Below are 15,408 nucleotides of genomic sequence, written 5' to 3'. Positions count from 1 at the left end.
GAGGAGGGTATCCGGGCATGGCGCGTCGTTTCAACCATGTCGCATTCGTCGCGAGCCCGACGGTCGAGGCCCAGGCGGCACTCGGCGCCCTCAAGAATCGCTACGGCAACGTCGAACCCGAAGATGCCGACGTCATCGTCGCACTCGGCGGCGACGGTCTCATGCTGCGCACGCTTCACCGGTTCATGAGCACGTCGAAGCCCATCTACGGCATGAACAAGGGCACGGTCGGCTTCCTCATGAACGAGTTCCGGGAGGACGACCTCTTCGAGCGACTGGAGGCCTCGGAACGCAGTGTTGCCCATCCGCTCCTGATGGTCGCCTGGGATGTGCGTGGCATGTCCCATACGGCACGCGCGATCAATGAAGTCTCCATGCTGCGCCAGACCTACCAGGCCGCCAAATTGCGCGTCAGCATCGACAACCAGGTGCGCCTCTCGGAACTGATCGCGGACGGAATCCTGGTCGCGACACCCGCCGGCTCGACGGCCTACAACCTCTCGGTGGACGGGCCGATCCTTCCCCTCGCTGCGCCACTCCTCGCCTTGACGCCGATCTCCGCCTTCCGGCCTCGCCATTGGCGCGGTGCCTTGCTGCCGGACTATGCCAAGATCCAGATCGAGGTGCTGGATCCGGAAGAGCGTCCGGTCAGCGCTGTCGCTGATCACACAGAGTTCCGCGACATCTCGCGTGTTCACGCCTCCATGGACCGCAGTATCGACCTTGTGATGCTTCACGATCCGGGCCACAGCCTGGACGAACGCATCCTGCGGGAGCAGTTCGGCTATTAATGACAGTAGCGGGCGGGAGCATCCGCGGGTCAACAAGAGTGAAAAGGATCGACGCATGATCGACGAGAGCCAAAGGCACCCGCGCGGCGGCCTCTTCTTCGAGGATTTCACGATCGGCGACATCATCCATCACCGCCTCACCCGAACGGTGACGCAGATGGACAACATGCTCTTCTCCAACATGACGTTGAATCCGCAGCCCCTTCATGTCGACGCGCATTTTTGCGCCACCGAGACGGAATGGGGCCGTCCGCTCATGAATTCGCTCTTCACCCTCGGCCTGATGGTCGGCATTTCCGTGAACGACACCACTGTCGGCACCACCATCGCCAATCTCGGCATGACCGACGTCAAGTTCCCGGCACCGCTGTTCGAGGGCGACACGATCAACGTGACGACGGAAATCGTCGCGAAACGGGAATCGCGGTCGCGCCTCGATGCCGGGATCGTCGAATTCATCCATCGGGCCTACAAGCAGGATGGCACCCTCGTGGCCGAGTGTCGGCGACAGGCTTTCATGCGCAAGCGCGCCACGACAATCGAGGTCTGAGATCCGATGCGCTCCCTCCTCTTCGTGCCGGGCGACAGCCGCAAGAAGCTCGACAAGGCGCTCACCTCTGGCGCGGACGCGCTTCTGATCGACCTGGAGGACTCGGTCGCCCTCGAGTCCAAGGCCGCCGCACGCGCCCTGACGTCGGACTTCCTGTCGGAAGCGAAGCGCGAGACGAGCCGGCCGCGCCTCTACGTCCGGGTCAATGGGCTGACGACCGGATTGATTGAGGAGGATCTCGACGGCGTGATGCAGGCAGAACCCGACGGAATCGTCCTGCCGAAGGCCGTGGGCGGCGTCGATGCAGCTCATCTCGGCGCGAAGCTCGCAGTACGCGAGGCGGAGTTCGGGCTAGAAGACGGTGGCACCCGGATCCTAGCCATTGCCACGGAAAACGCGCTGGGAGTCTTCGCTCTCGGAACCTTCGCAGGCGCCAGCCATCGCTTGATGGGTCTCGCCTGGGGTGGAGAGGACCTTTCCGCCGATATCGGGGCCGAGGCGAACCGGGGCGAAGACGGTCTCTACACTGAGCCTTATCGTCTTGCGCGTTCCCTGACACTGCTTGGTGCGGCGGCGGCCGGCGTAGATGCCATCGATGCGGTCTATACCAACTTCCGCGACATGGACGGTTTGGCCATGGAATGCCGGGAGGCGCGGCGCGACGGCTTTGTCGCCAAGATGGCCATACATCCCGCACAGGTGGAAATCATCAACGGTGCATTTACGCCATCGCCCGACGCCATCGCACGGGCCGAGGCCGTGATTGCCGCCTTCAGGGACAATCCTGGTACCGGAGTCGTCGGCGTCGGCGGCGAGATGCTGGACCGCCCCCATTTGGTGCGGGCAGAGCGTCTGCTCGCAAGGGCGGGCCGGAGCTGACCCCGACTAACCGCCGCCTGGGCGAACCATCGTGAATTTGGTGTCCGGTGTCGCGACGAAGTAATCGCGATAGCCGGACCGGGCGATGGGTCTCATCGCGGCCGTGTCCACCATGCCGTTGACGATATATCGATCGTCGATATGGATGCCGACCACCTGGCCGATGACCAGATAGTAGGAAGGGGACCCGCCCTCGAGCGGCGCGAGCGGCACGGTCTGGACCCATCGGCACTCGAACGCAGCAAGCGCCTGCGCCACGCGAGGCGGCTTCACGAGACGAGAAGGTGCAGCCTCCAGCCCCGCATGAACCATTTCGTTCTCACCGCGCGCCAGAGACGCGGAGGTGGCATTGAGCTGCTCGCGCAGATCGAAGCTCGCGAAATTGCAGACGAATTCCTTGGTCTCCTCAATGAAGGTCACCGCATCCTTCCGCCCATTGGACGAGAAGGCGACCATGGGCGGGTTTTCCCCGATGGCGTTGAAGAACGAATAGGGCGAGAGATTCACCTCCCCCTTCGCGCTCATGGCGGTGATCCAACCGATGGGACGCGGCGTGACGATGGCCTTGAACGGATCGTGCGGCAGGCCGTGGTTCTTGATCGCGGTCTCGTAGAACATGGATCGCTCAGAAGCGCGTGACGATGTCGGCGAGCTCGGGGCGGGCACGATCGGTGGGGTTTTCGGTCGCCGTGCCGATATGGATGAAGCCGGCGATCCGCTCCTCGGGCGAAAGGCCGAGAGCATCGAGCACGCGCCGGTCGAAGGCGGCCCAGCCCGTCAGCCAGACGGCGCCATAGCCCATGGCGGTCGCGGCATTCAGGAGGTTCATGCACACGGCGCCCGCGGACAAGATCTGCTCCCAGTCCGGGATCTTCACGTGCGGCGTCACCCTCGACACGACGGCGACCACGAGCGGCGCATGGGTGAACCGACCCCGCTCGGCATCCACTTTCTCCGCGTCGGCATCCGGCTGATCGGCCTTGAAGGCCCTCGCCAGGGCGTCGCCCAACCGATGCCTGCCCTCCCCTTCGATCATGATGAAGCGCCAGGGAATGAGCTTGCCATGGTCGGGCACCCGGGCCGCCACGGTTAAAAGAGTGTCGATCTCCGCCGGACTCGGCCCGGGCGCGGCGAGCCAGCGGGCAGGAACCGAGCGACGTTGCTGAAGGCGGGCAAGGCTTTCGTTCATAGGACCTTCATCCGGCGTAGATTATATGAGACAATAACTTTTGATGTCCCAAGGGCAGCGAGATCCCCGGCAATGACAAGCCTGCCATGGTCTCGCCCTCTTGTTGCGCTTGAGGAAGCGTGGGCGATCAGGGGCCGTTGCAGAAAACAAACCGCAGCGGATGTATAGGGGGAGTACGGCGACACGCCAAGCAGGTTTCCTGGGCATGGCGAGGATCGATAGCCTGTCGGCAACGGCAGAGCTGCGCGTCTCGTGCGTCCCGGATTTTATCGTCTAGGTCGGTTCTGGGAGTTGGCCCGGAGTGTCGTTTCAAAAACAATGAGCACATCAGCACCTGCATCGGGCGAGACATCCGCACCCGGGATCTGGACGACGCGGCCCACCCTTGTGGCCTTGTCCCTCATCCTGGCTTTCTGGGCCCTCGCGGCCCTCGTCTGGCCACTAACGGGCACAGTCGTTCCCTGGGATTCCAAGAATCAGTTCTACCCCACCCTGCGTTATCTCGGCGCAGCCCTGGCTCATGGCGAGATGCCGTTCTGGAATCCCTACCATTTCGGGGGACATCCTTCTGCGGCAGACCCGCAATCGCTACTGTTCACGCCGACCATGCTGTTCTTCGGCTGGCTCTTCCCGGAGCCGTCCATGCAGGTGTTCGATCTGGTTATCTTCGCCCATTTCCTGCCGGGCGCCCTCGCCTTCGTCCCTCTTTTCCGCAGACGCGGCTGGCATCCTGCCGGCGCGGTGGTCGCAGCGATCATCTTCATCCTTGGCGGCTCGGCGAGCGCCCGCCTGCAGCATACCGGCATCATCCTCAGCTATGGCTGGTTCCCGCTTGCCCTTCTCCTGCTGGAAGAGGCTCTGGATCGCCGCTCATACCGATTTGGCGCCCTGTTCGCGGTGATCGCTGTCCTGATGACCATCGGGCGGGATCAGGTGGCCTTCCTGTGCGACCTGACCTTGATCGCCGCCGCGGGCTATCGCATCGCCACGGCGGTGCAACCCCTCGCCTATTTTCGTTCACGCCTCGGCATTCTGCTGACGATGGGGGTCATCGGAGGCGCGCTCCTGGCGGTCCCCGTGGTCCTCACGATGCAGTTCCTGGCCACGTCGACCCGGCCCTCCTTCGGGTTCGGCGTCGCTGCCATGGGCTCGCTGCCACCGGAAAGCCTGGCGACGATCCTGTTCGGCAACGTCTTCGGCTCTCTTCGCTGGACCTACGATTACTGGGGCCCGGACTGGCACAGCCTGTCCGAAGGCACGTGGACGGACCGGGCCACCAATTACCTTTTCGTCGGCACGATTCCGGCTCTCTTCCTTCTCTGGCATGGCGTTGCCGGAGGACGGCTGCTGGCGCGGGAGTTTCGTTTCTTCCTGGTGGTCGGCCTGTTGGCCCTGCTCTATGCGCTGGGCCGCTATACGCCAGGCTTCGAAATGATCTTCGATCACATGCCCGGCGTCGACCTCTATCGCCGCCCGGCGGACGCAACCTTCCTCATCAACATCATGCTGGCCTTCGCAGCCGGCTACCTGATCCATCGCTACGTCGTGGACGGGCTCCCTAAATGGACAGCCAAGGCGCTTGGAAAGCTCCATCTCTTCTTGCCGATGCTGGCGCTCGCTCTCGTGATCGCGGCTGTTGCCAGCGCCATGGCGTTCTCCCTGCGCGCCGGACAGGGCGCCTCGGCCATGCGCGAGATCGGACTCGGGCTCGTAGCGGCCGCGCTCCTGATCGCGGCACTGTCGAAGGCAAGCCTCACACCGCGTTGGCGCGAGATTTCCGCGGCGGTGCTCATCGCCTTCACGGGCGGCGAGCTCGTGCTGCGGCATGCCGCCTCGCCGCTCAATGCGGAGCCTGCGGAGCGCTACGCCGTGTTTCGTCAGCTCCCGCCTGAGCAGCTCCAGGGACTCCAGATCCTCAAGCGCGAACTGGCCGACCGTCACGCCGAAGGCGATTACCCCAGGGTCGAGATCCTGGGTCTCGGCGGCCCGTGGCAGAACGCCTCGATGGTCCTGCAGCTCGAAGACATTATCGGCTATAACCCGCTCCGGCTCGCCGACTACGAGCGGGCGGTCGGCCCGGGAGAAAATGCCGAGGATCCCAACCTGCGGACATTTCCAGCGACATTCCGCGGCTACAAATGTCGCCTGGCGGGACTTCTGGGTCTCGAATATCTCGTCCTCGACCGTCCCATCGAGCGGATGCCGCGTCACTTCCCGCGCCTCACGGGAGCCGAGGTCGTCTATGGCACCGGCCGGATGTGGATCTATCGCCTGAATGGCGCGAGCCCGCGTGTCTACGTGGCCCACGAGGTCAGCCCGGTGGATTCAGAAAGCGCCCTCGACCAGGATGAGCTGCCCGAATTCAACCGCCAGAGCGAGGCTCTCATCGACGACGCCAGCATGCCGCTTCTCAAGGAGCGCTACGCATCCTCGGCCGAGGGCGCGAGCCCCAAGGACCTCCAGGACCATGTGAAGATCGTCAACTATCAGCGCAACTCCGTGAGCGTCGACGTCGAGACCGAAGAAGCTGGCGTCCTCGTTCTCCATGATGTCTATTATCCGGGCTGGGAAGTGACGGTGGATGGTGAGCGCAAACCGTTGCTCCGGGCCAATCTGCTGTTCCGGGGCGTTGAGATTCCGGCGGGGCAGCACCGGATCGAGTTCAATTTTCGCCCCATTTCCTATGAAAATCTGGTTGCGGCGGCCACTGACCTCGTAAAGAGCAAGAAGGTGGAGCCGATCCGGACTGCTGAAGTCCCACGCATCCGGTGAATGCGGTTCTCGTGGATGAATTTTGACGTGACATTGCGCCTGCCTCTCATTTTTCTCGTGACGGCCATGCTGGCAGGAACCGCCGAGGCACAGACCACTCCGGCCGTGCCCTCGCTGTCGCAGAAGCCGCCACCGGTCACGCTTGGCCAGGTTCTTCTCGCGCCGACCGCCGTTTTTCCGGACAATCAGCCGATCCGTTCAGGTCTCGTCTGGCGCGTCTACGAAGACAAGGGCGATACGACGCAGCCCACGATCATCGCACGCTCGACGAGCCCGACGCCGAGCTTCACGCTCACCCCTGGCAACTACATCGTCCATGTCGCGTACGGATTTGCCGGGGCTTCGAAGCGGTTCACGATCCAGTCCGGCAGCGTGTCGGACCGCCTTGTCATCAGTGCCGGCGCCCTCAAGCTGAAGGGCGCAGTCGGCGATGCGACGATCCCTGCCGGCAAGCTGACCTTTTCGGTGTACGTGCCGATCGGATCCAACTCGGAAGGCCGCCTCGTCATCGCCAATGCCCGTGCCGACGAGGTCATCCGCCTTCCAGAGGGGACATATCATGTGGTCTCCACCTATGGCGACGCAAACGCGATCATGCGCTCCGATCTGAAGGTCGAGACCGGGAAGGTCACGGAGGCGACGCTCAATCACCGGGCCGCCACCGTCACGCTCAAGCTCGTTGGTGCGGAAGGTGGCGAGGCCTTCGCAGGCACGGCCTTCAGCGTGCTGACGCCCGGCGGCGACGTGATCCGCGAGGCGATCGGCGCCTTCCCTTCCGTAACGCTGGCGGAGGGCGACTACGTGCTCATCGCTCGCCATGACGGCAAGGTTCATACGCGCGACTTCAAGGTCGAGAGCGGCCTCGACCGGGACGTCGAGATCGTCGCCAAGCCATAAGAACAGCTGAACCTTTCGAGCCCCCGCGGCATTGACCGGGCACGAATGCACGGCCGCCGGGGCTTCTTTTCTTTTCAGCCTTCATGGGCGGCCTCAATCGGGAGCAAGCTCATGAAGATTTCAGACGTCATGACCCGTAACGTGCGCGTCATCGCGCCGGACCGGACGATTCGCGACGCCGCTCGCCTGATGGACGAAATGAATGTCGGGTCGCTTCCGGTCTGCGATGGACGCCGGTTGAAGGGCATCATCACCGATCGCGACATCACGGTCCGTGCGACAGCCGCCGGCCTTGCGCCTGAGAATGCCCTCGTACGCGATGTGATGTCCGACAATGTCTGGTGGTGCTTCGATGATGACGATGTGGACCACATCGTCGAACTCATGAGCGATCATCAGATCAGGCGCCTTCCCGTGATCGATCACGCGAAGCATCTCGTCGGGATCGTCGCGCTGGGCGATCTGGCGACCGATGTCGAAGATCAAGCATCCAGGGCATTGCACCGGATCTCGACTCCATCGGAGCCCGACCGCTCCATCGCCGGTGGTCAGGAGCGCCCGCGGCGGGAGCGCTTGACTGACGACGAGCGGAGGGAACTCACCCGCCGCGCACGGAGCGACGACGAGAACGAAGCGCGCCGTCGTCGGCGTCCCGTTTCAGGTTGGCGCGAGCCACAACCTGGACACTTCCACTTCCGCAGGCAGGACGACGAGCGGGCCGCCTTCGGCATCGGAGGACCGCCCTTCGGAACCCGCGAGCGCAATCCGAAGATGCATGGTGGCTTCGGCGGCGAGGGCTATCGCAACTATGGCGAGGAATACGGCGCCTACGATGCCGGCCGTGGCGGAGGCGGCTACCGGCCGCGTCGGTTCGGCACGGCGACGGCGACCGGATGGTGGGAGCATCCCGGCGACGACAGCCGCGACGACGAGCGCCTCATGCAGGACCGGGAGAGGACCTGGAGCCTCGTCACGGAGCGCCGCGATCATAGCAACTACGGCAGCGGCCCCGGCAATACCCGCTTCGAGAACGACGCCACGGCGAGTCGTGGAGAAGTCCGGCGCGGCGAGCACAGAGGCAAGGGTCCCCGCAACTATCAGCGTTCTGACGATCGCATCCGCGAGGATATCCACGAGCGCTTGACGGACGATGCCCGCCTCGACGCATCCGAGATCGAGGTGATCGTGAGCAATCGGGAAGTGACGTTGAACGGCACGGTGCGCGACCGCAACGAGAAGCGGCGGGCAGAGGATCTGGCTGAGTCCGTGTCAGGGGCGGCTCATGTGCAGAACAACCTCCGGATCGGTCAGCACCAGCCCGGTCATGCCACGGGGACGGAAGTCGGCGATTCCGGCGTTGCGACGGGCAATCCCGGCAGCGGGACATCCGGCATTGCTGCGGGCTCGCCCTCCGGCGGCCGCACGACGGGACGCCAGCGGCAGACCGGTTAGCGAGGGCTCACCCCGCCCGAGTGGCGAGGATCTTACTGTCATTCCGGGACGCGCCTTCGGACGCGGACCCCATAGCCGCTGACGCCAGCGGACAAGGGGCAACGGCAATCCGGAATGACGCGGCATTGCGCCCTCGTCCCCAAATGGGGACGAGGGCAGTCGCTCAGATCACGCGATCGTCCGTGCGACCACGTGGTGGCCGTCGAGGGTCAAATGCTCGTCCGGCTCGGCGAGGGCCTTGGCCTCCCGCTTCCGATCCGGCGTGACCGCTTCGTCGGCGAGGGCCTTGAGGGCCTCGTCGAGCGTCATGGACTTCTGGTCGGAACTGCCGAGACGACGGATTGAAACCGTCCGCTCGGCGGCTTCCTTCTTGCCGACCACGAGAAGCACCGGAACCTTGGCGAGCGAATGCTCGCGCACCTTGTAGGTGATCTTCTCGTTGCGCAGGTCGGCCTCGACCCGAAGACCGGCCCTCTCTGCCGCGCGGATGACTTCTCTTGCGTAATCATCGCCGTCGGACGTGATGGTGGCGACTACGACCTGGATGGGCGCGAGCCAGAGCGGAAAATGCCCGGCGAAGTGCTCGATCAGGATGCCGGCGAAGCGCTCCATGGAGCCGCAGATCGCCCGGTGAACCATGACCGGCGTCTTCTTCTGCCCGTCCTGGTCCACAAAGAAGGCTCCGAACCGCTCCGGCAGGTTGAAGTCGACCTGCGTGGTTCCGCATTGCCAGTCGCGGCCGATGGCATCGCGCAGGACATATTCGAACTTCGGCCCGTAGAAGGCGCCCTCGCCCGGGTTGATGCTGGTCTTGATGCGCCCGCCGGACTGCTCCTCGATCTGCTTGAGCACGCGGGTCATGACCTCTTCGGCATGGTCCCACAGCTCGTCCGAGCCGACCCGCTTCTCGGGCCGGGTGGACAGCTTCACGACGATCTCCTCGAAGCCGAAATCGGCATAGGTGGAGAGGATCAGATCGTTGATCTTCAAGCACTCCGCGGCCATCTGGTCCTCGGTGCAGAAGATATGCGCGTCGTCCTGCGTGAAGCCGCGTACGCGCATCAGCCCGTGCAACGCGCCGGAAGGCTCGTAGCGGTGCACGGCGCCAAACTCAGCCAAGCGCAACGGCAGGTCGCGATACGACTTCAAGCCATGCTTGAAGATCTGCACGTGGCCGGGGCAGTTCATGGGCTTGAGAGCGAACAGGCGCTTGTCGTCGGTCTCCTCGCCCGCGGACTGCACGCCGAACATGTTCTCGCGATACCAGCCCCAGTGTCCCGAGGTCTCCCAGAGCGACGAGTCGAGAACCTGCGGTGCATTGACCTCCTGGTAGTCGGCCTTGAGGCGCCGGCGCATGTAGGAGATCAGCTCCTGGAACAGGGTCCAGCCCTTGGAATGCCAGAAGACGACGCCGGGGCCCTCCTCCTGGAAATGGAACAGGTCCATCTCGCGGCCGAGGCGGCGATGATCGCGCTTCTCTGCTTCCTCGAGCTGCTTCAGGTACGAATCGAGATCCTCCTGCGACGCCCAGGCTGTGCCGTAGAGGCGTGTCAGCATGGCGTTGTTGGAATCGCCGCGCCAATAAGCGCCCGCCACCTTCATGAGTTTGAAGGCATTGCCGATCTTGCCTGTCGAAGTCATGTGCGGACCACGGCAGAGATCGAACCAGTCGCCCTGGTAGTAGATCTTCAGGTCCTGCCCTTCGGGGATGGCATCGACAAGCTCGACCTTGTAGCTCTCGCCCTTGTCGGCGAAGACCTTCTTGGCCTTGTCGCGGCTCCAGACCTCCTTGGTGAAGGGTTTGTCCCGAGCAATGATCTCGCGCATCTTCGCTTCGATCGCGGCGAAGTCCTCGGGCGTGAAGGGCTCGTTACGGGCAAAATCGTAATAAAACCCGTTCTCGATCACCGGGCCGATGGTCACCTGCGTACCGGGGAAAAGCTCCTGCACCGCCTCGGCCAGCACGTGCGCGCAATCGTGCCGGATCAGCTCCAGTGCGCGCGGATCCTCGCGATTGAGGAATTCGATCTTGGCACTACGGGTGATCGGATCGGCGAGGTCGACGACGGTGCCGTCGAGAGCCATGGCAACCGTGCGCTTTGCAAGAGATTTGGCAATGCCTTCGACGATTTCGCGCCCGGTCGTTCCGGGTGCGTATTGCCGCTGAGCGCCATCGGGGAAAGTCAATGTAATCATCAGGTTCTCCTTGCTCACTCCTGCCAACGGAGCAGGTAAGCGGGGGCCGACGGATGGATGAGATGAAAAGCATCAGTCGCCGTCAGGTTCGACCGATTCACAGGTGATCGCCGGGGCGTTCACACCTCTCCAGCGACCATAGGACCAGGGCTTATACCACGCTGATCCATCGGGCAATGTTTCAGGAACCAGATCGAGGCCCGACGTGCCGAACGGGCCGCAACGGCAGATGCGGGCAAACCCCATCCATCCCCCAGCCCAGAAGCCGTGCCGCTGGATCGCCTCGTCCGTGTATTCGGAGCAGGATGGCAGATGCCGGCATTGGCGCCCGATCAGGCCGGACAGGGTGAGCTGGTAGCCCCGGATTGCCATGTGAGCGGCTCGGCGGAGGAAGTGCGTCACTGGTGTCTCCCGAGATCTGTCTTGCACGTCCAACCCTCAACTCGATCGTATATTACGTAATGTTGTTTCGATGCGATATCCAAACGACTCTACGGAAGCTCCATAGAAATACAACCTAAAGTGTAATCGTTATATCGTACATACATGGCAAGATTCAACTGTTACTTCGTGGCGTCCCTAGAGCTTATAAACGATACTTCATTTCGTTGATGTTTCCGCTCGCCGAGCCGCGAGGCGATCTTAAGGGGCAAGAACAATGGCCGTAAAAATCAGTAAGTTTATCTGGGATATCACCTATTCCTGTCCACTAAGATGCGGGCATTGCTATTCGGAATCCGGCCGCCGGCCGTCTCGTACGCTGGACCGGGACACGGCCATGCGCGTCATCGACGTGATGCTTGAGGCGCAGGCGACAGGCGTAATGTTCAGCGGCGGCGAGCCCTTATCCATTCGTTGGGCCGTCGAGGCCATGAAGCGTCTCCATGACGCAGGTGTGTCCGTCGCGCTGTTCACGACCGGCTGGTCGATGCAGGAGAGGACAGCCACCGCGCTCGCGGAGGCGGTGTCGAACGTGGCGGTGAGCATCGATGGCGCCGACGCTGCCCTTCACGATGCGATCCGTGGGCGCGCCGGCGCCTTCGAGCGCGGGATGAAGGCGCTCGATATCCTCAACCGGGTCAGGACCGAGCGCCAGGCCGCCGGACAGACATGCTTCACGTTCGGGATCGACTACACCCTGACACGTCCAGGCGCGAAGGAAGCGGACCTGGAGCGGTTCGTCGAAGCAGCTGTCGAACGGTTCCCGGGGCTCGATTTCATTCGCTTCGGCGCGGTCATTCCATCCGGCCTCGCGGCCGAGCGGGAGTTCGAGACCAACGGGCTTCTCACCATCGAGGAAATGCTCGACCTGATGGAAGTCGGTCGGCGCCTGGCCACTCGCCACGAGAATGGACCCCGCATTTCCGTGACCGACGTCCGGTACTTCCTGCCCCAGCCCGGAGCGAGCCTTGTTGATCTTGACCTCATGCAGATCGAGCCGGATGGCGGGCTCCGCGCGTTCCCGATTTACGAGGCGAAGGTCGGAAACGTGCTTGAAGAGCCCCTGGACATCCTGTGGCAGCGGGCGCGGGATTGGCGCTCCGATCCCTTCGTCGCCCAGCAGATGGAATCGGTCAGGACCATGGCCGATTGGGCGAACACGACCAGGATTCTGGACCGTCGCTACGGCTCCCGCGACGATCGGGAGCGGATTGAGCGGCGCGGGCAGTCGGCGCTGGTTCCTGTCCCGGCCTAGGCGGCAGAGGCGCATTCAATCCTCGCAGGCGGCCTTACGCGCGGCGATCTGGTCCAGAGCGTCGACGACCGCGTCGAAGGTGAGCAGGATCGAGGCATGCCGCGCCTTATAGTCCCGAACGGGCTCAAGGAGGGCCAGATCCCCCCACTTGCCGGTCGGCGGCTCGCCGCCCTCCTTGAGCATCCGGCGTGCAATCTCTCGGAGCGACCGCAGTTCATCCGCCGTCGAGCCGATCACGTGGCGGCCCATGATTGATGACGAGGCCTGGCCGAGGGCGCAGGCCTTCACGTCGTGGGCGAAGTCAGTGACCACATCTCCCTCGATCTTGAGATCGATCGTCACGGTCGAACCGCAAAGCTTGGAGTGAGCCGTCGCGCTGGCATCGGGCGCAGGCAGCCGCCCGAGATGCGGGATCGCGGCGGCGAGTTCGAGAATGCGGCGGCTGTAGATCTCGTTCAGCATCGGCTCATGAGTGGCGAGATAGGCGTTAACGCCCAATATATGTCTTGTCATCACAATCCGCGACTGGCCGCCTCAGAGCGGCGAGGTCGCATGTCAGGAATGGCGGACCCCGAAGGGGCCGACCATCCGTAACAAATACGAGGCTCCACATGGATGATGTGGTTAAGTCCCTGTCGAAGCGGATGAAACCTTTTGCGGAAATCCCCAGTAATCGGCCAACGCGGGAGGAGGCGGAAGACGCTGTCCGCACTCTGATCCGATGGGCCGGCGACGATCCGCATCGAGAAGGGCTGGTCGACACGCCGAAGCGGGTTACGAAGGCTTTCAAGGAACTCTATGCGGGCTACAAGGACGACCCGCACGAAGTCCTCAACAAGATCTTCGCGGAAGTCGAGGGCTACGACGACATCGTGCTCGTGCGCGATATCCCCTTCTATTCCCACTGCGAGCACCACATGGTGCCGTTCTTCGGCATTGCCCATATCGGCTACTACCCCTCCAAGGGCGTCGTCGGCCTCTCGAAGCTCGCCCGTCTCGTCGAGGTCTACGCTCGGCGGCTCCAGACGCAGGAGACCATGACGGCGCAGATCGCCCAGGCTCTCCAGGATTCGCTCGAACCGCGGGGCATTGCGGTGATGATCGAGGCCGAGCACATGTGCATGTCCATGCGCGGCGTCCAAAAGGCGGGGGCCATGACCCTGACAACCCAGTTCCTCGGTGTGTTCAAGGACGATCCGGCGGAGCAGGTCCGCTTCCTCACCTTGCTCCGCCAGGGTAAGGCTTGAGCCATTCCTCTTCTGACAGGAGTCGCAGCTGAGCGGCTCGCCACCAGCAAGGCTCCTCCAAAGGCTTTTTTCATGTGCGCGTCTCACACTTTTCCCTCCCCCGGCTCCAAGGCGGAGTTGGAGGAAGGTACCGCCCTCACGCCGCGTTTCGGCGCCGACGGGCTCGTCACCTGCGTTACGACCGATGCGGCGACGGGCGAGTTGCTGATGGTGGCGCATATGAACGCCGAGGCTGTCGCGAAAACCCTCGAGACCGGCGAAGCCTGGTATTGGTCTCGGTCCCGAAACGAGCTCTGGCATAAGGGCGCGACCAGCGGTCAGATCCAGACTGTGGTCGAGATGCGGATCGACTGCGATCAGGACGCTCTCTGGATCAAGGTCAATGTCGCGGGCGACGGAGGCTGCTGCCACACCGGGCGTCACTCCTGCTTCTATCGGACAGTCGCGGTAAAGGATGACAAAGCTGCGCTCGTTTTGGCCTGATCGCGGCGTGCTTCCCTTGTCGTCCTCCTCGCCTCCCCAAAATCGAAAGGCTGCCATCCGCCGGTGCGGGGGTGAAATGCATCCTGGCGCGCATTAGAAGCGTTCGGTCATGAGAAACGATCTCCGCCTAGCACGCGCGGCCACCAGCGCCCTGTTCTTCGGCAACGGCTTCCTCATCGGGACCTGGGCTGCCCAGTTGCCCCGCTTCAAAGCGGCGCTCCGTCTGACCGACGGGGAGCTGAGCTTCGCGCTACTGGCCTTCGGGCTCGGAGCCGTTCTCCTCATGCCGTTCATCGGCTGGGTCACTGCCGCTCTCGGGAGTGGGCGTGTGGCGGTAGTCTCCGCCTTCGCATTCGCCGGAACGCTTCTCCTGCCGGGATTTGCCCCGACGCTTGCCGCTCTGGTCCTCGCCTCCTTCGTGGCAGGCGCCTGCAACGGCACCATGGACGTGTCCATGAACACCAACGCGACTCTGGTCGAGCGTGGCTGGGGACAAGCGATCATGTCATCCTTCCATGCCTTCTTCAGCCTCGGCGGCCTTCTGGGAGCCGCGGCGTCCGGAGCGCTGATCGCCTGGGGACTGGACATCGTCCCCACACTGCTCCTCTCCTGCGGCCTCACGGCGTTGCTGTTTCTGGCGGCGTCCTTTTTCGCCATCAGCGAAACGACCCGCGTCGCGGGAAGCCACGGCTTCGCCTTGCCCCGCCGCGGCATCCTCGCGCTCGCCGGGCTGACGCTCCTGTGCTTTCTCGTCGAGGGCGCCATGGTCGATTGGTCGGCGATCTATCTCCAGACCGTAGCTGGCGCTTCCCTCGAAAAGGCCGTAAGCGGCTTTGCCGCCTTTTCCCTGACCATGACGATCTGCCGCTTCATGGGCGATTTCGCCGTGCGTGCGCTCGGACGAACCAGAACCCTGATGGTTGGCGGATGTCTCGCGGCGCTGGGGATCGGCTTGTCCATCGTCGTACCGCAGCCCGTTGCCGTGACCATCGGATTTGCCCTGATCGGCCTTGGCCTCGCGAACGTGGTGCCGGTTCTCTTCAGCACGGCCGGGGAAACTCCGGGCGTCGCACCGAGCATGGGCGTCGCCATGGTGGCGACATTGGGCTATGCCGGGCTCCTGCTCGGCCCGCCCCTCATCGGGTTCGGTGCCGACCTGCTGGGTCTTCGGCCGATGTTTTGTCTCCTGATGCTTTGTGCGCTGGTGATCGTGCTGGTCGCCAGGCAGGTTCTACGGCCTAGTATGGTTTAGTTTG

15 protein-coding genes are annotated in these 15,408 nt (G+C 63.5%); 10 read left to right on the top strand and 5 right to left on the bottom strand.

The window, feature by feature from the left end; translation table 11 throughout:
* The first annotated feature begins 17 nt into the window (after positions 1-17).
* The 3 genes from K9B37_RS04260 to K9B37_RS04250 are packed head-to-tail and all read left to right on the top strand — an operon-like array spanning position 18 to position 2,220.
* Positions 18-791, top strand: coding sequence for an NAD kinase (locus K9B37_RS04260; RefSeq protein ID WP_224311540.1), 774 nt, complete (start codon positions 18-20; stop codon positions 789-791).
* Positions 792-846: 55 nt separating this feature from the next.
* Positions 847-1,341 carry a MaoC family dehydratase gene (locus K9B37_RS04255; protein ID WP_224311539.1) on the top strand — a complete coding sequence of 165 codons (495 nt, stop codon included), beginning with the start codon at positions 847-849 and terminating at the stop codon, positions 1,339-1,341.
* A gap of 6 nt (positions 1,342-1,347) precedes the next feature.
* Positions 1,348-2,220 (top strand): HpcH/HpaI aldolase/citrate lyase family protein, encoded by an 873-nt coding sequence (locus K9B37_RS04250; protein ID WP_224311538.1) that lies wholly within the window; start codon positions 1,348-1,350, stop codon positions 2,218-2,220.
* Between the two features lie 6 nt (positions 2,221-2,226).
* Here K9B37_RS04250 and K9B37_RS04245 read toward each other — a convergent pair whose 3' ends face one another.
* Together K9B37_RS04245 and K9B37_RS04240 are read right to left on the bottom strand one after the other, a co-directional pair.
* Complete coding sequence (locus tag K9B37_RS04245; protein WP_224311537.1) at positions 2,227-2,838, bottom strand: flavin reductase family protein; 612 nt, start codon at positions 2,836-2,838, stop codon at positions 2,227-2,229.
* A 7-nt stretch (positions 2,839-2,845) separates the two neighbouring features.
* Entirely contained in the window at positions 2,846-3,409 is a 564-nt protein-coding gene (locus tag K9B37_RS04240) for a nitroreductase family protein (RefSeq protein WP_224311536.1), read from the bottom strand.
* A 318-nt stretch (positions 3,410-3,727) separates the two neighbouring features.
* On the opposite strand from K9B37_RS04240, the gene K9B37_RS04235 reads away from it, so the two are divergent.
* From K9B37_RS04235 to K9B37_RS25050, 3 genes are all read left to right on the top strand, one after another.
* Positions 3,728-6,181, top strand: coding sequence for a YfhO family protein (locus K9B37_RS04235; protein ID WP_224311535.1), 2,454 nt, complete (start codon positions 3,728-3,730; stop codon positions 6,179-6,181).
* A gap of 66 nt (positions 6,182-6,247) precedes the next feature.
* Positions 6,248-7,078 carry an RgsD C-terminal domain-containing protein gene (locus tag K9B37_RS04230; protein WP_224311600.1) on the top strand — a complete coding sequence of 277 codons (831 nt, stop codon included), beginning with the start codon at positions 6,248-6,250 and terminating at the stop codon, positions 7,076-7,078.
* Between the two features lie 111 nt (positions 7,079-7,189).
* Positions 7,190-8,530, top strand: a complete 1,341-nt coding sequence (locus K9B37_RS25050; RefSeq protein WP_439651678.1) for a CBS domain-containing protein — start codon at positions 7,190-7,192, stop codon at positions 8,528-8,530.
* 168 nt (positions 8,531-8,698) lie between these two features.
* On the opposite strand, the gene thrS is transcribed toward K9B37_RS25050, so the two are convergent.
* Positions 8,699-10,726 carry a threonine--tRNA ligase gene (gene thrS, locus K9B37_RS04215; protein ID WP_224311534.1) on the bottom strand — a complete coding sequence of 676 codons (2,028 nt, stop codon included), beginning with the start codon at positions 10,724-10,726 and terminating at the stop codon, positions 8,699-8,701.
* A 72-nt stretch (positions 10,727-10,798) separates the two neighbouring features.
* Complete coding sequence (yidD, locus tag K9B37_RS04210) at positions 10,799-11,128, bottom strand: membrane protein insertion efficiency factor YidD (protein WP_500796456.1); 330 nt, start codon at positions 11,126-11,128, stop codon at positions 10,799-10,801.
* A 256-nt stretch (positions 11,129-11,384) separates the two neighbouring features.
* Between yidD and K9B37_RS04205 the strand changes: the two genes are divergently transcribed.
* Complete coding sequence (locus K9B37_RS04205; RefSeq protein ID WP_224311533.1) at positions 11,385-12,422, top strand: radical SAM protein; 1,038 nt, start codon at positions 11,385-11,387, stop codon at positions 12,420-12,422.
* Between the two features lie 15 nt (positions 12,423-12,437).
* Here the strand turns inward: K9B37_RS04205 and K9B37_RS04200 are convergent, their stop codons facing one another.
* Positions 12,438-12,884: an iron-sulfur cluster assembly scaffold protein gene (locus tag K9B37_RS04200; RefSeq protein WP_224311597.1), complete on the bottom strand. Its 447-nt coding sequence runs from the start codon at positions 12,882-12,884 to the stop codon at positions 12,438-12,440.
* Positions 12,885-13,033: 149 nt separating this feature from the next.
* Between K9B37_RS04200 and folE the strand changes: the two genes are divergently transcribed.
* The 3 genes from folE (at position 13,034) to K9B37_RS04185 (ending at position 15,404) form a co-directional block, all read left to right on the top strand.
* A complete protein-coding gene (folE, locus tag K9B37_RS04195) occupies positions 13,034-13,669 on the top strand; it encodes a GTP cyclohydrolase I FolE (RefSeq protein WP_224311532.1) in 636 nt (211 codons plus the stop codon).
* 72 nt (positions 13,670-13,741) lie between these two features.
* Complete coding sequence (gene hisI / locus K9B37_RS04190) at positions 13,742-14,152, top strand: phosphoribosyl-AMP cyclohydrolase (protein ID WP_224311531.1); 411 nt, start codon at positions 13,742-13,744, stop codon at positions 14,150-14,152.
* A gap of 109 nt (positions 14,153-14,261) precedes the next feature.
* The gene (locus K9B37_RS04185) at positions 14,262-15,404 is read left to right on the top strand and encodes an MFS transporter (RefSeq protein ID WP_224311530.1); all 1,143 of its coding nucleotides are present in this window, start codon (positions 14,262-14,264) and stop codon (positions 15,402-15,404) included.
* The last annotated feature ends 4 nt before the right edge of the window (positions 15,405-15,408 follow it).

It is taken from the genome of Microvirga puerhi (genome assembly GCF_020089865.1).
GTDB lineage: Bacteria > Pseudomonadota > Alphaproteobacteria > Rhizobiales > Beijerinckiaceae > Microvirga > Microvirga puerhi.
Note: the sequence above shows the minus strand (reverse complement) of the source record. Positions and strands in the feature narration are given on the sequence as shown.